This window comes from Picosynechococcus sp. PCC 7002 (assembly GCF_963860125.1).
In the GTDB taxonomy this organism is placed as follows: Bacteria; Cyanobacteriota; Cyanobacteriia; order Cyanobacteriales; family MRBY01; genus MRBY01.
Genome location: NZ_CAWLFA010000001.1, coordinates 82,140 through 104,260, shown reverse-complemented (window position 1 = coordinate 104,260; position 22,121 = coordinate 82,140). Strand labels below are relative to the sequence as shown.

Sequence of the window (22,121 nt, the reverse complement as noted above, 5' to 3'; positions counted from 1 at the left end):
GACAATCACGAACATTATTATTTTGTAAAGACTATGCCACAAGGATTTGGACTCGGGAAAATGAAAGAGCTGGCCGCCGCATTCCAGCAAGCCCAAAAGGTACAGGAAGGGGCGAAAAAACTCCAAGAAGAGCTCGAAGCGATGGACATTGAAGGTACCAATGCCGATGGTTCTGTAAAAGTGATTCTCAGCGGCAACCAGGAACCACGGGGCGTAGAAATTTCCCCAGAGGCGATCGCCAAGGGTGCAGAGGAACTTTCAGCTGCCGTTTCCGAAGCCCTGACCGATGCCTATACCAAATCCACCGAAACCATGCGCACCCGGATGGAAGAGCTAACCAGTGGCCTCAACCTCCCCGGCCTTTAATTCAAAATAAAAATCATTCACCTGGTGAGTTTGGGCTGCGGAAAATACCCACACCAAAACCCAATCCTTCAACTTAAAAAAACAATAATTTTTGACCCCAGGGTTTTGTCTTGGGGTTTTTTATTGTTTGATTTGATTTTTTTTAATTATGCCAAGCGCCAAGATTAGGATGACGCCTCCGTTTCCACAACGGTGTAGGTAAAGCGCAAACCCGCCCACTGGGTCGTGGAGAAAACATAATTTTCTTTATTGGGTTCTGTGCCTTCTGGGGGAACCGCTTGCAAATCGCTGAGGAGACCTTGGATGAGGGGCAAGGATTTTTCTAGCCTCTGGGGAATTGTCTCTAAATCCCCAAAAAGTTGGGTGGCCTGGTCTTGGAAATTCTCAAAGGGGCGATCGCCAATGATCCAATAAATTGTCCACACTCCCAAGGGACGTAGCGCCGTCAATTCTAGGGGACTGGTTGCGGTTTCTGGGGGGATCTTGAGACCTTCTTTGGCGGTCAGGAGCAGTAATTCTTGTTTCGGGCTTTGGGCAAAACCTAGACAAAATAGAGGTTGCGTCCCCGTATTTTCCAATTGATATTGCCCCTTTTCTCCCACCGTAAACGTCGGTTGAGGATTAGGGTTGCTCTTCGACTGCCCCAGGCTAAAGGGTGTTGTTTTTGCCGTCAGCAGGGTCGAAAAACGATCCAAACGCTGGACAGTTACTTTCAAAGGCAGTTGGGTACTGGTTTCATTGACCAACAACCGGAGCCATTTTAAGGCTAATAATTGTTCCAGGCGGGGGAGGAGTCGATTGACTGAAGATTTGATCGCTTCGTTGGTATCGCTGGCTGGCACTACACCGGGGACAATTTTGCCAGGGACGGTGGTCAATTGATAGGCTTCATCAAAAACATAATCTACCCAATCTTGGGGGTTACTGACGCTGGCAATGTTGGTCAGACTTGCAAAAGCACTGGTGGCATCCACCCGTTCGATGCGACTGAGATCCTCAGCCAGGGCAATTTTTAAGGCGAGGTTGCGGGGCAGATGGCGTTTCGTTTCTTGGATTGCTGTGCCAACGGTGACATTCGGCGTAGAAGATTTCCCTTGGCCAAAAACCCCTGCTTTGCCGCTGAGTTGGAGAATCGGTGCCGTTTCGGTACGAATTGTTAATTCACTACCGGGGGCGATCGCCTGCAAAATTTCCGGTTCAAAGCCCCCCAAATAGACTTCTAATCCCGTGGGATTTTGGCTAAAAATCTGACCCGTCGCTGGCAGCGTATCGCTGGGGAGGGTGCCGTAGAGGGGCGCGGTTTTGGTGCCCAAAAAGGTCATTGTTGCCGGTTGCGTCTCATCCTTGGGTAAACGCACAGCAAGGTTCGTCTGGGCCGTAGTGACGGTGACCATCGGGTCATAGGCGGAGAGATATTGCCCAAGGGCCGCCGTAAACAGTCCCGTCATCACACCATTAATTTGCACTTCTGGGGTAATGCCCTCGGTGGCAGCCCACAGGTGAATCAAAGCTGATCGCCCCAACGCAAAACTAGAATTTGATTTGACAGTGGTGGTTTCGGGGGCAACAACGGGGGCGATCGCCGTTTCATCGGGATAGGTGCGGGGTCGCCAATAGGGGGCCGGGGGTCGGGACCCAGGATCAAAACTGGTATCCAAGACGAGAATTCCCTGGGCCGGATTGAGATCTTGGATTAAGGCTTGGAAAGTGCTCAGGGCGATCGCCTCAGGGCCAGATTTCCCCGGGAGCACTAGGGCCGGTATCGGTTCTGGATCCGCTGGGTCTGTGACTAAGCGAGTACCATAGCCGCTGAAATGCACAAAAACCAGATCCTCCGGCTTTACTTGTGTCTTCAGGTCTGTTTGAAACGTTGTAAAAATACCGCTGCCACTGGCTTGATCATTACGGAGAGTGACGATGTCCGTCGCCGCAAAACCAAAACGTGATTCCAGCAAGTGTTTCTGGATTTTTAGATCCTGCTGACACCCCCCCAAATTAGGCCCTTGACCATATTGATCGATACCAATAAGCAACGCGATCTTGCGACCCCGAAATTGACTGAGAGCCTGGACAGATTGTTTGAGATCAGATGGCCGTAAAAACGAAGAAAACCCCAGGGCACCACAGGTCAACCCCAAAGCTTGTAAAAAATCACGCCGACGCCATGCCATCCTAGTTCACTGCCTTTGAAATTCTGATATCAGCCTACCAGTACATCACTATTCCTGGCTAGAGCTATTTACCGCACTGTATTGCAAGATCTGCATCCACAGCCAGGGGCGAATTATATTCTTCTTTACTGTACGGGACTGACGGGACTCGAACCCGCGACCTCCTGCGTGACAGGCAGGCATTCTAACCAGCTGAACTACAGTCCCAAGTGGTTTAGGTCACTTTTAATAATATAAAGTTAGAAATTGTATATGTCAACTCCTTGGCGCAATTTTTTTTAAACAATACCCGAAGCTCAGCCTTAGATAACTGCATGGCGATTTTATGACATTGTTCAGGGGATTAAACGGTGGCTTTACCGAAGCGACGTTCCCGTTGTTGGAAAGCCAAGAGGGCGCGGTGGAGTTCGGTTTTGTCAAAATCGGGCCAGAGGGTGGGGGTGACATAAATTTCGCTATAGGCCATTTGCCACAACAAAAAATTACTCAGGCGCATTTCACCGCTGGTACGGATCAAAAGATCGGGATCAGGGATGCCGTGGGTATAAAGGTGATCGTTGATCAAGGTTTCATTGATATCGCTGGGTCGCAGTTCCCCGGCAGCAACTTTGGTGGCGATCGCCCGACAGGCCTGGACTAATTCTTGGCGGCCGCCGTAGTTGGTGGCAACGGTAAATTGAATGCCATTATTGTGCTGGGTTTGAATGACGGAGCGTTGAATTTCCGCCTGGAGGGAATAGGGTAAGGAGGTCAGATCCCCCACAAAGCGAATTTGAATCCCTTTGGCCGCCCAAATTTTAATTTCTCGCCGCAGCACCTTTTCAAACAAGGTCATCAAAAATTCCACCTCGGTGGGGGGACGCCGCCAGTTTTCGGTGGAGAACGCATAGACCGTGAGGGCATGGATTCCCCAGTCTTGGCAGTAGGTGAGCATATTGCGGATTGTGTCTACCCCTTTTTGATGACCCATAATTCTAGGTAAACCACGCTGTTGGCCCCAACGACCATTCCCATCCATGATGACAGCGATGTGTTTGGGAAGCTTTTGGGGATCGAGGTCAGCGGGCAAAGGATGAACCATAGTTACAGTCAAAGGTTAATCTTTGTGGGTGAAAGGGAGATTCAGTTGCCGAAGAAACTTGAGTAAATCTTCCCCTTGAGATTTTAGCCGACGACCCAGGTCACCTAGGGACGGCGTTACAGATTCGCGATCGCCGGTGGTGAAATATTCCGAGAGCAGTTCTTTGAGTTCATTGCTGGTGAGGGGACGATTCAGGTTCCCCCGGTCTGCGAGAGAAATAGAACCCGTTTCTTCGGAAACCACCACACAGACACAGTTTTCAGCTTGTTCTGTTATGCTGCGGGCGGCCAGGTGACGGGTGCCTAACTGACGGAAGCCGGATTTTTCGGACAAATGGAAGAAGACCTTTGCGGCCACCACCCGGGAGTCACGGATCAAGATCGCGCCATCGTGGAGGGGATTTTTGTCGTAGAAAATCGATTGGAGCAGTTCCTTAGAGACCTCTGCATCGATGGGGACTCCAGGCTGGGCAATGCCTTTTTTATCGATGGGAATGGCAGTGGTTTCAATGAGAATTAGCGCTCCGGTACGGGATTGGGAGAGTTCTTTAACCGATTCAACAATCCGGTCGAGCACGGTATTTTCGGAGTTCGTATTCCGCGCCTCGACGGGCCGGAGCAATTCCATGATTTTACCTTGGCCTAATTTCTCTAATAGGCGCTTCAGTTGGGTTTGGTAGACTAGGGCGATCGCCACCGCAGAGATCAACAGTAATTTATCGAGGAGAGCCGCCGCATATTCAAATTGATATATTTCTGCTGCTTTATCAGCAATCATCAACAGCAAAAATCCCCGCATCACCCAGAGGGTTCGTCGGTCTCGAATGGCAAAAACCGCCACATACACTAAGAACAATGTCAGCGCAATATCCGCAATGTCAAACAGCCAATCTGGCATCCTCTATTACCGCTACTCCAGCACAACCAACAACTTGCCATCAGACTCTATCATGTCATGGCGGGGGTAACCTTGGGCAAAGAAAAACGGGGTTGGCGATCGCCCCAATGTGGCTACCCCATCTACCCCGTTACCCCAAAAATGTTTAACCAATGAAAATAGATCAGCCTTGACGTAGCCGCTCCGGTAAACAATCTTGACGCACTAAATCCTCCAAGGTTTCCCGACGGATAATCAGTTGGGCCTCCCCTTCATTCACCAGTACGGCTGCCGGGCGACCGATGCGATTGTAATTCGAGGCCATACTGTAGTTATAGGCTCCCGTCGCCAGCACCACAAGGATATCCCCCGGTTGGGGCGTGGGCAGTTGGGCATCCTTGATCACCACATCCCCCGACTCACAATGTTTACCCGCTACCGTGACTGTTTCCTCGCAGGGGGCCGACAGGCGATTAGCAATGACCGCCCGGTACAGAGATTGGTAGGTAATCGGACGGGGATTATCAGACATGCCGCCATCCACAGAAACATAGGTACGAATTTCTGGTACAACCTTACGACTCCCAACGGTGTAAGCGGTAACACAGGCACTACCGACGAGAGAACGGCCCGGCTCTACGATTAATTTCGGTAACGGAATCCCATGGCTCCGGCAGGCTGCTTCGAGGGACTGGGCAACATTTTGCGACCAGGCTTCAATGCTGGGAGGATCATCGGATTCGGTATAACGAATCCCTAAACCGCCGCCAAGGTTGAGAATTTCTGGGTTTAGGCCATAGTCAGCGGCTTTTTTGTACCAACCAGCGAGGACATCACCGAGATCTTTGTGGGGTTGTTGTTCAAAAATTTGCGACCCAATGTGGGCATGGAGGCCAATGCAGTTTAAAAATTCAGCCTGGCTCACCAGGGCAAAGGCCGCTTCAATTTGGTTCGGGTCAAAGCCAAATTTGCTATCTAAATGCCCCGTCCGGATATATTCGTGGGTGTGGCACTCGATGCCGGGGGTGAGGCGCAAAATAATCTTGGCCGTTGTTTGGCGATCGCCTGTGAGTGCCTTGAGCAATTCCAGCTCAAAGAAATTATCAACAATGATCGTCACCCCTTGGTCGAGGGCAAAATTCAGCTCCTCGCGGGATTTGTTATTGCCATGGAAATAAATTTTTTGCGGGCTGACTCCAGCTTTGAGGGTTGTGTAGAGTTCTCCCCCAGAAACCACATCGAAGCCTAACCCTTCACTGTCAACAATGGCGCAGATGGCCATGCAGCTCCAGGCCTTAGATGCATAAATCACGAGGGATTCACCACCGTAATATTTTTGGAAACTGTCGCGGTATTGACAGCAGGTGGTTCTCAGGGTGTATTCATCGAGGATATATAACGGAGAACCATATTGCTTGACCAATTCAGTCACATCGCAGCCTCCCACCACTAAGTGATCCTGGCCATTTACGGTGCTGGTCAGGGGCATTAACGCTTGGTTGGGAGACAGGCCATCTGGATTTTGGGGCAAATATTGCCGACCTGTATTGTCAGTGGAGGCTGCGGTTAACATAAGCAATTACTTTGTGGTTATCTTTTACTAGATTCAATAGAATCATAGGTAAATAAGGATACCGAAAAAATAATCACCCTTGCTATGGAAATGGCGGCTATTTGTCTAAATTTTCATTGGCGTTGGTAGTTGTCGTTTGATCACCATCCCGGCCCGTCGTCGTATTGGTATTTTCACCGCTGCTCGAAGTATTGTTTACATTCGAAGCTCCACTTTCACTGACACGAACTCGAATGGTACTACCATTCTTAGTTTTGATGGTAATTTCTGTACCATTTCTCCCTTCAGATACAGTCATCGAGCCACCGTTAAATTCCTGAGCCATGGCATTGTGACTAAACCCCAAGAGGGAGCCACCACACAGAGCGACAACTGCCATACTTTTTAAGGTAATTGCTTTGAGAGTTCTACTTTTTTTTTGCATCGTTTGTGCGTGAAATCTGCTGTCATTGTACAAATGGATAAAAAAACTGTTTAACAATTTTTATAAACTAATTGTCTTTGCTACTGAGAGAGGATGATGGATGATTATTTTCGGCACCACGATGAACATAAAAATTTAATGACTTAACCTGATGTCTTTCAATTTTTCTGCTGTTCGCATTTGATAAACTTTTCAAGTATTTTTATGAGTGAGTGGTGAGATTTGTGAGTGCAGTTGCTTTATCGGTGCAGCCCCTGACAGAACAAACACTGCCCCAGGCATTGGTTTTAGATCAATTATGTTTTGGTGGCCTTTGGTCTAAGGATGGCTATCTACGGGAACTAGAAAGTCCAAATAGTACCTTGCTGATTGTGCCGGCTCCCCATGATCCAAATAAATTATTGGGATTGGGTTGTCTCTGGGCGATTGTCGAAGAAGCTCACATTACGCTCATGGCAGTTCATCCGGAAGTGCAACGGCAGGGCTTGGGACAACTCATTTTGTTGGGTTTGCTCCGGGATGCTTGGTTACGGGGTTTAGAACGGGCGACCCTCGAAGTCAAAGAATCCAATCAGCGGGCGATCGCCCTCTACGAAAAATTTGGTTTTACCCTGGCCGGACGCCGTAAAGGGTACTACCAAGACACCGGAGAAGACGCCCTGATCATGTGGCGCAAGGGTTTAGATCAGCCCGAATTTACTGTCCAATTAGAAGCCTGGGGAGCGACCATTGCCCAACGACTCCAGCAAAACCACTGGTCTTGGTCCCTCGATGCTTAGAAATGCCAAAGGCTATCTCTGTCCACAAAAAAACCCCATCTCACCGAGAGACAGGGCACATTGCCTAGACAAAAAATGTGATTTAAAAAGAATTTTTAAAACAAGAACCGCAACAGATCTTAAATGACCGTACCGTCGGGAATAACGGCGTTCTTTAGCACCACTGTAATGCCGCTGCGAATGTAGTAGCCAAGCTCCTCACGGTTTGACTCCTCCACATTTTCCTTATTGACGATCATCACGTTTTTACCGATGCGTGCATTTTTATCGATGATCGCCCGGCGAATCGTTGTCCCTTCACCAATCCCAATGGGAGGCTTGCCACGACGGAGACAATCCTGGCGCTTCTCATAGGGCTGATAATAATCTGCGCCCATGATCATCGTATCTTCGATAGTGCAGTCCGCTTCGACACGGGTGCGAATGCCAAGAACTGAGTGGTGAATGCGGCAGTTTTTAATGATGCAACCTTCGCTGATCATCGATTCTGTCACGTCAGCGTTGAGCACCTTCGTCGGCGGTAAGTAGCGCGCCCGGGTGTAGATGGGAGCCTTTTCGTCATAGAAACTAAAGGGTGGGATCGGCTGCTTCGTCAAGCCAAGGTTTGCTTCATAGAACGCTTCGATGGTCCCAATGTCAGCCCAATAATCATCAAAGAGATAGGCCTGAACGTTGTAGTCCTTGGCCGCATCAGGAATAATTTCTTTCCCGAAATCGGTTTTATCTTTGCCTTCTTTGAGTAGATCGAGGAGTACTTGTTTCTTAAAGACGTAGATCCCCATCGACGCAATGTAGGGCTTTTCTTTCGCCTGCTCTGGATCGAGACCCAAGGACTGGGTATCCACCTGCATCGCCTTAAGGGCTTCACCAGTGGGCTTTTCACTAAAGTCCACGACACGACCATTGGCATCAATTTTCATCAACCCAAAGGCGGGGGCTACTTTTTCGCCCACGGGAACCACAGACAGGGTGATGTCTGCCCCAGTGTCACGGTGGCGCTGGATAAATTCACGGTAATCCATACGGTAGAGGTGATCACCGGAGAGAATGATGTATTCATCGACATCCCAGTCTTCTAGAAGCCAACTGTACTGTCGGACAGCGTCGGCGGTGCCTTGGAACCAATCGGGATTTTCTTTAGTTTGTTGGGCTGCGAGTACTTCGGTAAAGCCTTCGGTGAAGCCGGTAAAGTTGTAGGTTCGACTAATGTGACGATTTAAAGATGCTGAATTAAATTGGGTTAAAATGTAGATTTTATGAATTTCAGAATTAATGCAATTGCTAACAGGAATATCAATGAGACGATATTTGCCTGCTAGAGGTACTGCGGGCTTAGCTCTGAGTTTTGTTAGCGGATATAGGCGAGTACCTGCGCCGCCGCCAAGTATGATTCCTAGGACTCGTTTCACAAAAAAGACCTCACGACTGCCTTTGACCTCTGTGTCAAGTGTATGACTGGAGGGGGGATCTCGAAAAGTAACAATTCAAACTTTTTCGGGATTTTTTCCCCAGAATCCATCATAGGTCTGATTTTCACCGACGTCATTTTAAGATTTGGGAATCGTTTATTTAAGGGCGATCGCCGCCCCCAGAGATCCAGTGGGGGATCGTGGTAATCCCCTGCAAATTCTGCGCAATGCCCCTTCCATCTCCTTTGGCAACCCTGATAAAATGGGCTTTTAGTTTTTTATCTTCTAAGCTTATTTTCCCTAATGGTTTCCCCAAATCCTCGCCTGACCCTCGGTGTGAATATTGACCATGTTGCGACGATTCGTCAAGCGCGACGCACGGTAGAACCAGATCCAGTGGCGGCGGCAACCTTAGCAGAACTGGGGGGAGCCGACGGGATTACGGTACACCTCCGGGAAGACCGGCGGCATATCCAAGACCGGGATGTGAAAATTCTGCGGCAGACGGTGCAGTCCCACCTGAATTTAGAGATGGCCCCCACGGCGGAAATGGTGGCGATCGCCTTAGACATCAAACCCGACTACGTGACCCTCGTCCCCGAAAAACGCGAGGAAATCACCACGGAAGGAGGGATCGACATCGTGGGTAATTTTGCCCGATTTGAAGAAGTGGTCGATCAACTCCAGGGGGCTGGGATTCCCGTCAGTTGGTTTATCGATGCTGAGCTAGAGCAAATCGAAGCGGCCCAGAAAACCGGGGCACAATTTATCGAGTTGCACACGGGGAAATATGCCGAGGCCCAAGACTCAGATCAGCAGCAGGCAGAATTGGCGACCCTCAAAACTGGGGCAAAACAGGCGATCGCCTTGGGGTTACGGGTCAACGCTGGCCATGGCTTAACCTATCGTAATGTTTACCCCGTCGCTTGTATCGAAGGCATGGAAGAGTTAAACATCGGGCATACCATCATCAGCCGGGCTGTGTTGGTGGGCCTAGAACGGGCCGTGCGGGAGATGAAGCTTGCCATGTGGGGACAATTGTAGGGTATCTTTACTGGAACAAAAACAGTTATAAATCTTTCTATACTGAACAAGTGATGACGACCTATCATTTTGCCCTGGCCAGCCAAAAATTTCTCTTTGAAGAAGAACCCTTTGAAGAAGTAATCCAAGAACGCATCCGCCACTACGAAGAACAAGGCAAAGAACGGGATTTTTGGGTAGTGGAGAATCCGGCCTTTATCAACGCTCCTAGCCTCAAAGAAGCAAGCGAAAAGACTCCCAAACCCTGTGTGGCGATCATCTCCACGAAGAAGCAATTTATTACTTGGTTAAAATTACGGTTGGAGTATATCTACGTCGGCGAATTTGAGGCCCCCTCTGAGGAAATTCCAGAGCCCCTCAAGTCCCTAGCCGCTTAGACTCCCCTATTCTTTCTGGCGTGTGAACTTATGATGGGCAATTTCTGGCAACCGTTGATTAGGCTTGGGCGTGCTGCTTGCATCGGGAGTATTGCGGCGATCGCCTTTGTCCCCCCCAGTGTTGCCCAGCGGGGTTTATCCCAATGTCAGCCGCCCCAGGGCGCAGAGTTTTTGGTATTGGTATTTACCCCGTCTCAACCCCTCCAGGCGGAAGTGCGCAATCAAGTGAGTCAAACCCTCCCGGAAAACCAACAGGCGGTGGTTTGTGAATACGATGGCAACGTTCTCAGTCGGGTCGGGGGCTTTACGAGCCTCGAAAACGCAACCCAGTGGGCTGAATATTTTGGGGAAGCGGTGGGTTTGCCCTTGATGGTGATCACCCCAGTAGATAGTGATTTGGCCCTAGAAACCAGCCAAGCGCCGACTATTCCCCCCATGGCAACGGCGAGCGCCCCCGATCTGATGGTCGAAACGACCGAGACACCAACCCGTAACGTTGCTCTGCCCCCAGCCCAGCCCCAGGCAGAAACAAAATCGACGCCTCCCCCCGCAACCCAAGGACCGACTAATTTCCGACCCCAAGGACTCCGGGGGGGATTTGGGGTGCTGGTAGAATACGGCGGGAATTTGGCGATCGCCAATCAGTTGCAGCGTTTAATGGGGCAAAATATTGGCCTGGTCGCCTATGGGGGACGCGGTTATCTGCTGGCGGCCCACACCGCAGATTCCGCCCGGATCACCGAATTGTTAAATCGTCTCAATCAAAATGGCCTCGGGGCGATCGCCGTTCCAGCCGATCAAGTCATTCTGCTGAAGGCCGACATTAGCCTTTGATTTGTTTTTTTTGAAAAAGTTTATGACCTCTATCCACGTCCAAGTCCCTGCTACCACTGCCAATATTGGCGCCGGGTTTGACTGCTTAGGCGCTGCCCTTAGTCTCCATAACCAGTTCCAATTTCGCCTTGCGGGGGAAAGTGAGCCATTTTTCAGCCTCGAACTCGTCGGTGCGGATGTGGAAACCCAGAAGCTCGAAGCCACAGCCGACAATCTGCTCTACCGTGCCTTTGCGAAAGTGTTTGCAACCCTCGGCCAGCCCGTTCCCCATGTAAATATTGCCATTGATCTCAAAGTGCCTTTGTCCCGTGGGTTGGGTAGTTCAGCGACGGCAATTGTGGGCGGCTTGGTGGGGGCCAATGCCCTGGCCGGATCTCCTCTGAGCCAGCGGGAAATTATGAACCTCGCCATCGAAATGGAGGGCCACCCCGATAATGTGGTGCCTGCCCTACTGGGGGGCTGTCAACTGTCGGTAAAACATCAGCAGGATTGGGTGATTTGCCCTTGGGTTTGGCATGAAAATGTGGTGCCTGTGGTGGCGATCCCTGATTTTGAGCTGTCCACGGAAGAAGCCCGCGCCGTTTTGCCCCAACAGTACGCCCGAGCCCAGGCGATTTTCAATGCGTCGCGGTTGGGTTTGCTGCCCCACGGGTTAGCCCAAAATAATCCTGAATATTTAACGGCAGCCCTGGATGATCAAATTCATCAGCCCTACCGAAAAAACCTGATTAAAGGCTATGACCCAGTGCAACAGGCAGCGATCGCCGCTGGGGCCTATGGCATGGTAATCAGTGGCGCGGGCCCGACCTTATTAGCGCTTGCGGCGCCAGAAAATGCCCCCAAAGTCGCAACGGCGATGCAAACCGCTTGGGAAGGGATTGGCGTCAAGGCGATCGCCCACGTTTTAGAAATTGACCAGCAGGGCACTGTCATCCTCTAGGGAATGGATCGCGATGCTCGGCTATTGACGGAGAATTTTTAGCTTAATGCTGCTGGGTCATGGCGATCACAGTTGCTACGGTCAGATTTTTGATGTCCCCTAGAGTTGGTAAAACGTTCTCGCCAGCGTAAATAATCGGTAGCTCATCCTGCTCCCAAACCCAAACCCGTTCTCGCTGAATATCAATTAACCAAGCTAATGCTGTTCCTTGCCCCAGGCAATGCAGGATTTTATTTTGGAGATCGAGGGTGCTCTGGTCGAGGGAGCGAATTTCAATCAGCCAGTCCGGTGCTCCCTGTAATGGGCCATCTTCTGTTAATCTCTCTGCTCTAACAACCACAATATCCGGCACCGGCGACAGGGGCGGCACAATACAACGTAATTCCTGAATCGCTTCATACTGGGTGGTTTGCTGGTTAATGGCGTTGACCAAATTGCGCTGGAGACGGGAGTGGAACAGAGATGGCATCGGTTTTTGTTTTGCAGCCCCAAACAGAAATTCCCAAGCAGGCGAAGCTTCGATATTTTTTTGGCGTAAAAAATCGTCTAATTCAGTCGCTATGGGTTTAGGGATCTGGGTCATGGGTTCGAGTCGGCAAAAATGACTGGATCAAATGTGGCGTTAGGAAATGCCCTTGAGAAATTCCTGGGTTTTTTGCCAAAGAGTTTGGACAGATTCCTTGAGCTGCATTTTGCGGTCCCATTTTTGAAACTCGGTTTCGTAATCGGTACCGCTGGTTTGCCAGAGTCGCCAACTCCGCAAAGTAAAAAAGAGTCCCCACAACAGCAGCACATACAGAGACCAGGAGGGATGGCCGGTATCGAGGGTATCCAGGCCAACGAGGAAGCTGTTGACGATACCAAAACGGATCGCGCGGTTTTTGAGGCGTTGACGGCGATATAAATTGAATTCTTGCTTTTTGCTGGTTTCAACCTTGAGGTCGAGCCAAGTCTGTTCGGCAGCGACGAGGTCGGTTTGGGGAATGCCCAAGTCAGCGGCAATTTCTTCGAGTTGGCTGCGGGTCAGTTCGCCATCGGTATCCCGGCGGGCGATCGCCAATTGGAGAATGGCTTGGATATCTTCAACTTGATAGGTGTCGGGCCCTTGGGGTGCGCTCATCGATGCATCGCAACGGAATGGTTTTCTTCCATTATGCCGAATGATTTTCCTCTGCGACGGGGGCGATCGCCCCAAATTCGGCTAACAACGTTTGGGCTTGGCTCGGATTGCAATAGATCAATTCCAATAATTCATCGGGGCTCATCTTAAGCAACTTGGCATAGAAACCCACCTCTCCCATCACGCGCGCTTCCCCTTGGCGTAGGTACATGGATAGGCAATGGTGGGCTTGGGTTTCCACGGCGCGGCCCGTCCGAAAAAAGGCAAGGGCATGGAGCAAACGGTCTTCGTAGGGGGCAAGGGGAGGCAGGGAAAAAGATTCGGGATGTTTCATTTTGAAAATTGCTAACTATGGCTGATTTAAAAATTTTTGGGCATAGCGATCGCCGGTGCGCCCAAGGGCAAATTTAAAGGAAGTACCAATTTTGGCATTGCCTTGGGTGAGGAAGATAAAGAAAGAAAACAGGGCCAACCCAGCGGCGATCGCAAAAATCCCTTGATAACCGACGGTCTGGGTGACGGTGCCGAGCAATAGACCCGCCAGGGCAATCCCCACATCAAAGCCGCCAATACAAATAGAATAAACCTTCCCCCGTTCCGCACTAGAAGAACGATCCGACATCAGCGCAATCATCATCGGCACGAGAGTCCCTGCCCCCAAACCTTCCACTGCCCCCGCCACAACAAACCAGGGAGTACTGATAGCGTGGTTGAGGATCAGCATCGTTGCGGCGTAACAGAGCAGACTGCCGCTAATAAATAAACCCCGCCCCAAGGTATCCGACGCCCGACCCACGAGGATACGACTACTAAAACTAGAAATGGCCGCCGCCCCATAGAACAGTCCGGTATTGAAATTTAAGCCCAGTTCCCGAATGTACAGGGGGAGAAACGTCACTAAAACGCCGAATACCAAGCCAATGCAGAGCATAATCAAGGAAGGAATGTAGAGTCCCTTATGACGAAACAGTTCCGGGTAATCACGGTTGGTTTCCCCTTGGTTGGGCGTCAGGGAATTTTTATCAATGGCGATCACCTGGGGATTAGATTCTTTAGTTTGACTGGCCAGGAGCAAAGCCCCCACCCCACACAGACCCGACGCCGCAAAGATCCACGGGTAATCGACGACCCCCAAGAGATAACCCCCCAACACTGGCCCAATGGACATCCCCACCGGAATCGCCAAACTCATGTAACTGATCACCTCACCCCGGTTTCGTTCTGGGGCCAAATCTACCACTAGGGCACTGTAACCCGTCGTAAAAGCGGCGATACTAATTCCATGGAAGGCTCGCCACACCATCATCTGGGGAATTGAATTTAAAAATATATATCCCCAAGGGGCGATCGCCACCACCACAGCGCCAATGAGGATTACCCGTTTGCGACCCTGCTCATCGACCATTTTACCGAGGCGGGTGCGGGCCAAAAGCAGACCGATGGCAAAGCAACCCATCACAAAGCCCACCTGCTGATCCGTTGCCCCCAAATCTTGGATATAGGCCGGGAGCACCGGTAATAAACTGGTCATACTCAACCAAAATCCCAGGGCCGCTAAAAATAACAAGCCCAAATTCCAGCGCATTTCCGGCTGGAGCTGCAAAAAAACCTTCACCTAAATTTCCCTAACAATTGCTTAAACACATGACATATCTTTTCAAATTGTAAAGGGATGTTAACGAAGTTGGGGCCGGAGACCCTTGGCAAAATGCGTTAGATTTTTAAAACGTATAACCCTACTCGTCCTCTGCAAAACCCGCCATGGTGCTGTTTAAAGTCCTCCCCAGCTATACCCTTTCCGAAAATCTCGTCACCACCGAAAGCGTCTATTGGAACCGCCGCAAATTTATCAAAACTCTCCTGGGGGCTGGGGTGGGCATTGGTTTAGCGAGTTGTCAGTCCCAGGATCAGCAGTACAGCGCCCTCCGTGAAACTTTAGATTTGCCCAAACTAGACGCGATTAAAAATCCCGACTTCCGGAAAATTGGCGATCGCCCAATCACCAAAGAACTCTTCGCCGGTCAGTACAATAATTTCTACGAATTTGGCGGCACCAAAGGCATCTGGCAAAACGCCCAAAATCTCCCCACTAAGCCCTGGCAAGTAGAAGTGGGCGGCCTCGTGAACAACCCCCAAACCTATGACATCGACGATCTGAAAACAAAATTCCCCCTCGAAGAACGCATCTACCGCTTCCGTTGTGTCGAAGCCTGGTCGATGGTGCTGCCCTGGATTGGCTTTCCCATGCGCGAATTAATCAAAGCTGTCGAACCCAAGACCCAAGCAAAATTTGTCCGCTTCACCAGTTACTACGACGAGAATGTCACCTATGGCCCCAGTTTTCATCTGGGTAATTTGCCCTGGCCCTACACCGAGGGATTGCGCATTGAAGAGATGAATAACGAACTCGCTTTCTTTGCCCTAGGAATCTATGGCCACGATTTGCCGAAACAGCATGGTGCGCCTCTGCGGATGGTCATTCCCTGGAAATACGGCTTTAAGGGGGCAAAATCTATCGTCAAAATTGAATTTCTCGCGGAACAACCTGCCACCTACTGGAACACCATCGACGGCCACGAGTACAAATTTGAAGCCAACGTCGAGCCAAATGTGCCCCATCCCCGTTGGTCTCAGGCCACCGAAAAATTTATTGGCAATACCCCAGAATTTAGCTGGGAAATGAAGGAAACCCTACCCTACAACGGCTACGGAGAATACGTCGCCAGCCTCTACAGTTAGAAAAAATGACGCACCACTTACCAGGGCAAAATCTCCCCATTGGCGTGCCAAAACGTGCCTGTATTATCGAGATTTAGTGCTTCAATGCGGGCCAGTAACCCTTCGACTGCCACCGTGGGGCTAATGCCATCTTCCCGGAAATTAATCATCCGCGTTTTCACGAGGCCAGGGTGTAAAATACCCACCGCAATTCCCCTGGGTTTGAGATCGATCGCCAGGGATTTTCCGGCCATGGAAAGGGCGACTTTTGACATTCGATAGCCATAGGAACCACCGGAAGTATTGTCTTCAATGGAACCCATGCGACTGGTCATCAGGATAATTTTTGAACCAGATTTAAGATTCGCTAAAAGGGCTTGGGTGAAACGCAGCGGGGCGATCGCATTGACTTCAAATTGACGGCGAATACTGTCCACATCTAGCTGATCTAAATCGACCCGTTCTAAAATCCCGGCGTTGTTAATCAAGACATCAATAGTTTCCCCCTGGAGATCTTGGGCAAGCTGTTTGACGGCATCGGGATTCGTCAGATCCACATCCGCTTTTACCGTTACACCCAGTTGCAGCAGTTCCTCAGAGGGCGTCCGACAAACAGCAATCACGCGATCGCCTTGGGCTTTGAGTTGACGGCAATATTCCAGGCCGATGCCCCGGTTTGCGCCAGTAACGAGATAGGTTGACATATTCTTGAATATTTGTTCTGAGACAACGATTTGCAGTGTGGCAAGCTCTATTGGGAAAGTCAAATTTAAAACGAGATTCTCTACAGATAGCCGAGGGAAATTTGACCAGGGGGAATTTTTACAATGCTACTGGCACCGGGAGCGCTAAGTTTAACCAGTAGTTCGCCCTTTTGATTGACCCCGGTAATGATCCCTTGATGGCCTTCATAGGTGATTATTTCGCCTAGGTTTTTGAGGTGCTTTAAATAGCCCGGCAATATATTTTCAATTGAATTTCGAGCTAGTTTTTGCGTCCCCTGCAGAATTCCGGCAATAACCAACGCCGCAAGGCGATCGCCTTTAATTTTCAACTCCCCTTGCCAGAATTGTTCGAGATTAATGCCCGTTGGAGGAACTGGGTTTCGGTAGTTAATGCCGACCCCGACCACAGCCGCACTAATTTTCCCCTGGGAGACTTTCGTTTCGGTTTTAATGCCCCCCAGTTTTTTGTTTTGCAAGAGAAGATCATTGGGCCATTTAATTTGTACGGGAAGCCCTTGCTGTTGGAACATTTCAACAATGCCCCAAACGCTGGCTAGGGTTAAGCCATAGGCTAATTGAGGCTCTAATTCAATGGGCAACAAAACTGATAAGTAGAGTCCCCCCGGAGCAGAAATCCAGGTGCGTCCCCACTGGCCCCGCCCCGCTGTCTGGGTTGAGGCGATCGCCACCCTAGGCATTGTGCATTGTGCTTGATACCGTTGCCACAGGAGCGCGTTGGTCGAGTCAAGCTCCGGGAAAACTTCGATGGGAAGTGTCGTTTCACAGGCAAGAAGATCACTCAAGGCCCCTTGAATCGCGTCAGAATGGAACACAGTCAGTAAATATTTTTATCGCTTTTCTCAAATAGCGTACCTTGCAGCGTTCCTCACCCCAGGAATTTGCTAAAGTGAAACGCCAGCGTTCTTTTTCGGAAAGTCTCCTCTGCTCATGGTTGCTAGCCCCGCATCTCCCCAAATGACCCACCGCACCGTCCTCAAAAATGGCATTACCCTAATTGTGACGGAAAATCCTGTGGCAGACTTGGTGGCAGCGCGCTTATTTTTTCCCCAGGCGGGCGGACGCTGGGAATCCCTCGACCAAGCGGGGCTATTTCATCTCTTGGCAGCAGTGATCACGAAGGGAACAAGCCGTTACAGTGCCGTTGAAATTGCCGAGCAGATTGAATCCATCGGGGCGAGCCTCGGCGCGAGTGCGTCCAACGATTATGTGGCCCTGAGTCTCAAAACCGTCACAAAGGATTTTTATACAATTTTCAAGCTAGCAGCAGAAATCCTCCGGGAACCGACTTTCCCCCCCGAAGAAGTAGAGTTAGAGCGCAAAATTACCCTACAAAATATCCGTTCCCAAATGGAGCAGCCCTTTAATGTGGCCTATGACCTCCTCCGGAGCCAGATGTATCCCCAGCATCCCTACGGCCAATCTATTTTAGGGACGGCAGAAACGGTGGCGCGATTCACGGCTGCAGATTTACAACAGGCCCACCAAACCCATTTCCGGCCAGACAATTTGGTGATTAGCCTCTCCGGTCGGCTGACCCTCGAACAGGCAGAGGCAATCGTGGAACAAACCTTGGGGGATTGGCAAAACCCGACAACGCCGCTACCAAGCTTAGAAATTGCGCCCCTACAGCCCCAGGGAGGGGTGTGGACAAAGGAAAAAGAGAGTCAACAGGCGATCATTATCTTGGGTTATCTGACGGGAACGGTGGCCGATGATGATTTTTTTGCCTTGAAACTCCTCAGCACTTATTTGGGTAATGGACTATCTAGTCGGCTGTTTGTGGAATTGCGAGAAAAACAAGGGCTTGCCTATGACGTGTCGGCGTTTTTTCCCACGCGCTTGAGTCAATCCCAATTTATTACCTACATTGGTACGGCCCCCCAAAATACGGCGATCGCCTTGAATGGATTACACCAAGAAATCCAACGGCTGGTGACGGCTCCCCTGTCGGAAGCGGATTTGCAAATTGCGAAGAATAAACTCCTCGGCCAGTATGCCCTGGGGAAACAGACCAATGCTGAATTGGCACAAATTTTTGGCTGGTATGAGAGCATTGGCCTCGGCATCGACTTTGATCAAGCTTTCCAGCACCACGTCGAAAAGATTACAACGACGGAAACCCACCAGGCAGCCCAACGTCATTTTCACCATCCCTATGTGTCGGTGGTGGGCTCCCAAACGGCCCTTTCCCTGATCGAAGATCTTCAGCTATCGTAAAAGGCGATCGCCTCCTAAACATCATGAAGAAAATCGTCATGTCTGCGCGTCAAACCGTTTTAAATTTAGGTCTATCGACGGCTCTGATTTTAGCAAGCAGCCTCGGTCTTAGCCCCCTGGTCAGCGCCCAATCTCCCCGACCAGAATTGCGCATTGGCAGTACGGGGACTGTGGTTCAGGAGCTGCAAACCACCCTGCGACTGCTGGGCTACTACAGCGGCGAAACCACGGGTACCTATGACGAAGCGACGGTGATCGCAGTCTACCAATTTCAAAAGGCGGCCCAAATCCCCCAGACCGGAGTCATGGATCGCACCACTTGGGAGACATTATTTCCGATTTCGGCGGCGAATTTACCCGTTGCTGAGGAACAAGCCCCAACTCCAACAGCCAGTAGCCCAACAACAGCCCAGAACGAAACCCCTGCAACCCCAGCCCAGGAAGCAACTGATGCCGAGGCAGCTCCCAGCTCCAGCACAAATCAAACGGCCACCAGCACAGATCCAGATACGCTGCCCCTGTTAAAGGAAGGCATGGAAGGGGATTCGGTGAAACTTTTGCAAACTCGCCTGCAAGCATTGGGCTATTACACAGGCCGTATCGATGGTATTTTTGGCCCGAATACTCGCATCGCTGTCATTGCGGCTCAAACTGCCTTGAAATTAGATGGAGATGGCATTGTTGGTGCTCAAACCTGGCGTAAGTTACTAAACTAACATTGAAATCAATTTCAAACGAAAGGCTTTAAAACTGACTAAATACTTACCGTAAACCGTTATTTTTTAATATTTATGGAATTTACAATTACTGTGCCGACAATCGCTTGTGAAGTCTGCGGTCAAACCATTACAAAAGCCATCCAAAATCATGATCAAAAGGCCCAAGTTGCCGTCGATATTCCCAGTAAAGTAGTTTCGATTCAGACAACGCTTTCTGAAACGGCCTTAAAAAACATTATTACCGAAGCAGGCCATACTCCCGCCTAGGCAAGAAATTCCGATGGAAAGCCAATTGCCTTGGCGATTAAGACTAGGCCGTTATCTCGATGATTTTGACAGTGGCACAGGCCGCCTCCTCAATTTGGCTTTGTGTGGACTGATTTTCATTTCGTCGGGGATTTTTGTGGCGCAAACCTATCCTTTGCCAACGGTTTGGGCACAATATTTGGATTATTTAGATACAGGCATTTTGATTTTATTTGCCGTGGAATATTGCTGCCGCTGTGTGGGCGCCGCTGAACCTCGGAAGTTTATTTTTAGCTTTTTTCCTACCTTGATCTGTTGGCGATCGCCCCGTTATTTTTCGGCTTCCTCGACATTCGTTTTGTGCGGCTGTTCCGCTGGTTTCGATTACTACGCTTGATCCGATTTTTTCGCCTAGAAATCTCGATTTTCAAGATCAAGGCCGAAGACAGCATTATTCTCAGCCGAATTCTCCTGACCTTGTTTACAATTATCTTTGTTTACTCTGGCCTAATTTATCAAGTTGAACATGACATTAATCCCGCTGTTTTTGGCAATTTTTTAGATGCTTTATATTTTGCTGTGGTGACGATGACTACAGTGGGTTTCGGCGATAAAACGCCCATTTCAGACATTGGCAAAGTCGTGACTTTAACGATGATTCTCACGGGGATTGCGGTGATTCCTTGGCAGTTAGGGGATTTAGTGCGCCAGTTTCTCAAAAGTGCGAATCAACAGGAAATCGACTGCACAAAATGTGGTCTAGCTTTTCATGATCAAGATGCTCAATTTTGTAAGCGATGTGGCACAGCCCTCCGGCAAAATCAATTAAATTAGCATTCAGCGACATTGCTCAATAAAAGATCACAAAAAATTGGCGATCGCCCCAGGAATTCCTATGATGAAACCATCGTTATTTTTTCGAGTTTAAACTAACAGAATGTCAACGCCCCTCACCCTCAATTTATTACAAGGTTCTGTCACCTTTCGGTTCACCAGCACTGCCGCCCAAACTCTCAAGGCAGAAATCGCTCAACTGATGCACAGCATGAAGGCGATCGCCGGCAATAGTAACCCCAAAGGCCGTCCTCAGCCCCAAGAATCCATGAATTATCAGTACACCGGGGACATTTTTTTAGAGATTTTTTGCAATCCGAATATTTACCCCAGTCCCTTCGCCGCCAAGGTATTGATCACCCTCCGGGATGACCGGATTCGGCTCACCAGCGAAGCAGAATTACCCCGTTTAATCGAAGATTTAGAGAATTATCTGGCCCAGGCCGATTAGTGTGAAAGATAACAGCGATTTTTGTGGCGGTGCGCTAGGCTAAACATAAATAATGCAATTTTCTAGTCCCATCTCAATCCCTCAAGCGAGAAAACTGTTGCCATGAGTACATCCACAAACTTCTTTGAACTGTTTCAAAAGGGCTTCCATGTCACCGTTGGGGCCGCTGCTACCTTAGTCGAAACGATCCAAGATCCCACCAAACGGGAAGTGACAATTTCTGAATTTCGCACAGAGCTTCAAAATCGCGCCGAAGAATGGTCAGAAAAAGGTGAAATGACCGAGCAAGAAGCCCGTAAATTCCTCGAAAAAATCTTCCAGCAAGACAAAGCCGCCAGGGAACCCGGTACCCAAGAAATCGTGACCACGGCAACGGAAGTAAAAGATAGCGATCTGCAAAACGAACTAAAGAATCTAACAGATCAAATTGTCACCCTCAAAAGCGAGCTTGCGGCGCTCCGTCAGGACAAACAAGAAAACGAACCAAACTAGGCATCGAGTGCGGAGCTGTCGGTAAATCTTACGTGAGTCCAACCGCTTGGGGCAGTTAAAATTGCTGCCCTATTTTTTTGTCTATTCCCTAGAGCAAGAATGACGAGAGCAATTAATCGTTTAATCGTTCTCCCATCGCTCTGCCCCTAACAAATCCCCGATGCAGTCCCGGAGAAGAAAGCCGCAGCGTTCTAGCTCGACTTCGATGCAGTGCCACTCGCGGGGAGGAATATATTCACAAAGGCTATAGAGAGGCTGTTGACGACTGATGCGATTTTGCTCGACTAATTGTTTTACTTCATCGCGAATTTGTCCCAATGAAAAAAAGAAAGGCGATCGCAATGCAAAGACAGATTGAGTCATGGAAAGTCATCCAAGGAAATGGTCGGCGTTGGGCAGCGCACCCAGATACCGACAACAGTGAATTTATTTAGTCATCAGACCAGCATTGGGCTGGATTTAGATCCGCAATTTGATCCCGGAGAAGAAAACCATTTCGTTCAAGTTCACATTCTACGCAAACCCATTCCCGGGCTGGAATGAACTGACAGAGGACATAAATGGGCTGGCAGCAGTCTACTGTTCCTGATTCGACCAACTGACGGGCTTCGTCCTTGAGCATTTCAATAGAAAAATGTTTTGGGGTAGGAGACGCCGGAGGCATTGTCGTGGTGGTCATAGGATTTACCTCTTGGGTGGCTGAT

General features: G+C 49.8%; 27 protein-coding genes, 1 tRNA gene and 1 pseudogene. 14 read left to right on the top strand and 15 right to left on the bottom strand.

Features of this window, described 5'->3' with window-relative positions; all coding sequences use genetic code 11:
* Positions 1-33 precede the first annotated feature (33 nt).
* Positions 34-366, top strand: a complete 333-nt coding sequence (locus AACQ84_RS00525; protein ID WP_012305742.1) for a YbaB/EbfC family nucleoid-associated protein — start codon at positions 34-36, stop codon at positions 364-366.
* A 164-nt stretch (positions 367-530) separates the two neighbouring features.
* Here the strand turns inward: AACQ84_RS00525 and AACQ84_RS00520 are convergent, their stop codons facing one another.
* From AACQ84_RS00520 to AACQ84_RS00495, 6 genes are all read right to left on the bottom strand, one after another.
* Positions 531-2,537 carry a caspase family protein gene (locus AACQ84_RS00520; RefSeq protein ID WP_012305740.1) on the bottom strand — a complete coding sequence of 669 codons (2,007 nt, stop codon included), beginning with the start codon at positions 2,535-2,537 and terminating at the stop codon, positions 531-533.
* 133 nt (positions 2,538-2,670) lie between these two features.
* Positions 2,671-2,744, bottom strand: a tRNA-Asp gene (locus AACQ84_RS00515).
* 136 nt (positions 2,745-2,880) lie between these two features.
* A complete protein-coding gene (locus tag AACQ84_RS00510; RefSeq protein ID WP_012305739.1) occupies positions 2,881-3,618 on the bottom strand; it encodes an isoprenyl transferase in 738 nt (245 codons plus the stop codon).
* A 15-nt stretch (positions 3,619-3,633) separates the two neighbouring features.
* Positions 3,634-4,515 carry a diadenylate cyclase CdaA gene (cdaA, locus tag AACQ84_RS00505; RefSeq protein WP_012305738.1) on the bottom strand — a complete coding sequence of 294 codons (882 nt, stop codon included), beginning with the start codon at positions 4,513-4,515 and terminating at the stop codon, positions 3,634-3,636.
* A gap of 163 nt (positions 4,516-4,678) precedes the next feature.
* Positions 4,679-6,067, bottom strand: a complete 1,389-nt coding sequence (gene lysA, locus AACQ84_RS00500) for a diaminopimelate decarboxylase (protein ID WP_012305737.1) — start codon at positions 6,065-6,067, stop codon at positions 4,679-4,681.
* Positions 6,068-6,164: 97 nt separating this feature from the next.
* Positions 6,165-6,446: a hypothetical protein gene (locus AACQ84_RS00495; protein ID WP_143589372.1), complete on the bottom strand. Its 282-nt coding sequence runs from the start codon at positions 6,444-6,446 to the stop codon at positions 6,165-6,167.
* A 269-nt stretch (positions 6,447-6,715) separates the two neighbouring features.
* Here AACQ84_RS00495 and rimI point away from each other — a divergent pair, with 269 nt between their 5' ends.
* Positions 6,716-7,270, top strand: a complete 555-nt coding sequence (rimI, locus tag AACQ84_RS00490) for a ribosomal protein S18-alanine N-acetyltransferase (protein ID WP_012305736.1) — start codon at positions 6,716-6,718, stop codon at positions 7,268-7,270.
* 119 nt (positions 7,271-7,389) lie between these two features.
* On the opposite strand, the gene AACQ84_RS00485 is transcribed toward rimI, so the two are convergent.
* On the bottom strand, positions 7,390-8,679 hold the full coding sequence (locus AACQ84_RS00485) for a glucose-1-phosphate adenylyltransferase (protein ID WP_012305735.1): 1,290 nt from the start codon (positions 8,677-8,679) through the stop codon (positions 7,390-7,392).
* A 145-nt stretch (positions 8,680-8,824) separates the two neighbouring features.
* Between AACQ84_RS00485 and AACQ84_RS00480 the strand changes: the two genes are divergently transcribed.
* The 5 genes from AACQ84_RS00480 to thrB are packed head-to-tail and all read left to right on the top strand — an operon-like array spanning position 8,825 to position 11,874.
* The gene (locus AACQ84_RS00480) at positions 8,825-8,953 is read left to right on the top strand and encodes a hypothetical protein (protein WP_254903487.1); all 129 of its coding nucleotides are present in this window, start codon (positions 8,825-8,827) and stop codon (positions 8,951-8,953) included.
* Between the two features lie 29 nt (positions 8,954-8,982).
* On the top strand, positions 8,983-9,723 hold the full coding sequence (locus tag AACQ84_RS00475; protein ID WP_012305734.1) for a pyridoxine 5'-phosphate synthase: 741 nt from the start codon (positions 8,983-8,985) through the stop codon (positions 9,721-9,723).
* Positions 9,724-9,776: 53 nt separating this feature from the next.
* Complete coding sequence (locus AACQ84_RS00470; protein WP_041443704.1) at positions 9,777-10,100, top strand: MgPME-cyclase complex family protein; 324 nt, start codon at positions 9,777-9,779, stop codon at positions 10,098-10,100.
* Between the two features lie 30 nt (positions 10,101-10,130).
* Complete coding sequence (locus AACQ84_RS00465) at positions 10,131-10,934, top strand: hypothetical protein (RefSeq protein ID WP_012305732.1); 804 nt, start codon at positions 10,131-10,133, stop codon at positions 10,932-10,934.
* A 22-nt stretch (positions 10,935-10,956) separates the two neighbouring features.
* Positions 10,957-11,874, top strand: a complete 918-nt coding sequence (thrB, locus tag AACQ84_RS00460; RefSeq protein WP_012305731.1) for a homoserine kinase — start codon at positions 10,957-10,959, stop codon at positions 11,872-11,874.
* 43 nt (positions 11,875-11,917) lie between these two features.
* Here the strand turns inward: thrB and AACQ84_RS00455 are convergent, their stop codons facing one another.
* The 4 genes from AACQ84_RS00455 to AACQ84_RS00440 are packed head-to-tail and all read right to left on the bottom strand — an operon-like array spanning position 11,918 to position 14,609.
* On the bottom strand, positions 11,918-12,457 hold the full coding sequence (locus AACQ84_RS00455) for a Uma2 family endonuclease (protein ID WP_012305730.1): 540 nt from the start codon (positions 12,455-12,457) through the stop codon (positions 11,918-11,920).
* A gap of 39 nt (positions 12,458-12,496) precedes the next feature.
* Positions 12,497-12,994 carry a 2TM domain-containing protein gene (locus AACQ84_RS00450; protein WP_012305729.1) on the bottom strand — a complete coding sequence of 166 codons (498 nt, stop codon included), beginning with the start codon at positions 12,992-12,994 and terminating at the stop codon, positions 12,497-12,499.
* A 31-nt stretch (positions 12,995-13,025) separates the two neighbouring features.
* On the bottom strand, positions 13,026-13,328 hold the full coding sequence (locus tag AACQ84_RS00445; RefSeq protein ID WP_012305728.1) for a hypothetical protein: 303 nt from the start codon (positions 13,326-13,328) through the stop codon (positions 13,026-13,028).
* Between the two features lie 15 nt (positions 13,329-13,343).
* Complete coding sequence (locus AACQ84_RS00440) at positions 13,344-14,609, bottom strand: MFS transporter (RefSeq protein ID WP_012305727.1); 1,266 nt, start codon at positions 14,607-14,609, stop codon at positions 13,344-13,346.
* Positions 14,610-14,755: 146 nt separating this feature from the next.
* On the opposite strand from AACQ84_RS00440, the gene msrP reads away from it, so the two are divergent.
* Positions 14,756-15,733 carry a protein-methionine-sulfoxide reductase catalytic subunit MsrP gene (msrP, locus tag AACQ84_RS00435; protein ID WP_012305726.1) on the top strand — a complete coding sequence of 326 codons (978 nt, stop codon included), beginning with the start codon at positions 14,756-14,758 and terminating at the stop codon, positions 15,731-15,733.
* 17 nt (positions 15,734-15,750) lie between these two features.
* Here the strand turns inward: msrP and AACQ84_RS00430 are convergent, their stop codons facing one another.
* Together AACQ84_RS00430 and AACQ84_RS00425 are read right to left on the bottom strand one after the other, a co-directional pair.
* Complete coding sequence (locus AACQ84_RS00430) at positions 15,751-16,416, bottom strand: SDR family oxidoreductase (RefSeq protein ID WP_012305725.1); 666 nt, start codon at positions 16,414-16,416, stop codon at positions 15,751-15,753.
* Between the two features lie 80 nt (positions 16,417-16,496).
* Positions 16,497-17,270: a biotin--[acetyl-CoA-carboxylase] ligase gene (locus tag AACQ84_RS00425; protein ID WP_012305724.1), complete on the bottom strand. Its 774-nt coding sequence runs from the start codon at positions 17,268-17,270 to the stop codon at positions 16,497-16,499.
* Between the two features lie 115 nt (positions 17,271-17,385).
* Between AACQ84_RS00425 and AACQ84_RS00420 the strand changes: the two genes are divergently transcribed.
* From AACQ84_RS00420 to AACQ84_RS00395, 6 genes and pseudogenes are all read left to right on the top strand, one after another.
* Positions 17,386-18,675, top strand: a complete 1,290-nt coding sequence (locus AACQ84_RS00420; protein WP_012305723.1) for a M16 family metallopeptidase — start codon at positions 17,386-17,388, stop codon at positions 18,673-18,675.
* 38 nt (positions 18,676-18,713) lie between these two features.
* Entirely contained in the window at positions 18,714-19,391 is a 678-nt protein-coding gene (locus tag AACQ84_RS00415) for a peptidoglycan-binding domain-containing protein (RefSeq protein WP_143589371.1), read from the top strand.
* A gap of 75 nt (positions 19,392-19,466) precedes the next feature.
* Positions 19,467-19,661: a heavy-metal-associated domain-containing protein gene (locus AACQ84_RS00410; RefSeq protein WP_012305721.1), complete on the top strand. Its 195-nt coding sequence runs from the start codon at positions 19,467-19,469 to the stop codon at positions 19,659-19,661.
* A gap of 13 nt (positions 19,662-19,674) precedes the next feature.
* Positions 19,675-20,474: pseudogene (locus AACQ84_RS00405) on the top strand (ion transporter).
* A gap of 103 nt (positions 20,475-20,577) precedes the next feature.
* On the top strand, positions 20,578-20,925 hold the full coding sequence (locus AACQ84_RS00400) for a hypothetical protein (protein ID WP_012305720.1): 348 nt from the start codon (positions 20,578-20,580) through the stop codon (positions 20,923-20,925).
* Positions 20,926-21,027: 102 nt separating this feature from the next.
* Positions 21,028-21,417: a hypothetical protein gene (locus AACQ84_RS00395; protein ID WP_012305719.1), complete on the top strand. Its 390-nt coding sequence runs from the start codon at positions 21,028-21,030 to the stop codon at positions 21,415-21,417.
* 120 nt (positions 21,418-21,537) lie between these two features.
* Here the strand turns inward: AACQ84_RS00395 and AACQ84_RS00390 are convergent, their stop codons facing one another.
* Together AACQ84_RS00390 and AACQ84_RS00385 are read right to left on the bottom strand one after the other, a co-directional pair.
* Positions 21,538-21,780: a DUF4327 family protein gene (locus AACQ84_RS00390; protein ID WP_012305718.1), complete on the bottom strand. Its 243-nt coding sequence runs from the start codon at positions 21,778-21,780 to the stop codon at positions 21,538-21,540.
* A gap of 67 nt (positions 21,781-21,847) precedes the next feature.
* Positions 21,848-22,096: a DUF4327 family protein gene (locus AACQ84_RS00385; protein ID WP_012305717.1), complete on the bottom strand. Its 249-nt coding sequence runs from the start codon at positions 22,094-22,096 to the stop codon at positions 21,848-21,850.
* Positions 22,097-22,121: the final 25 nt, after the last annotated feature.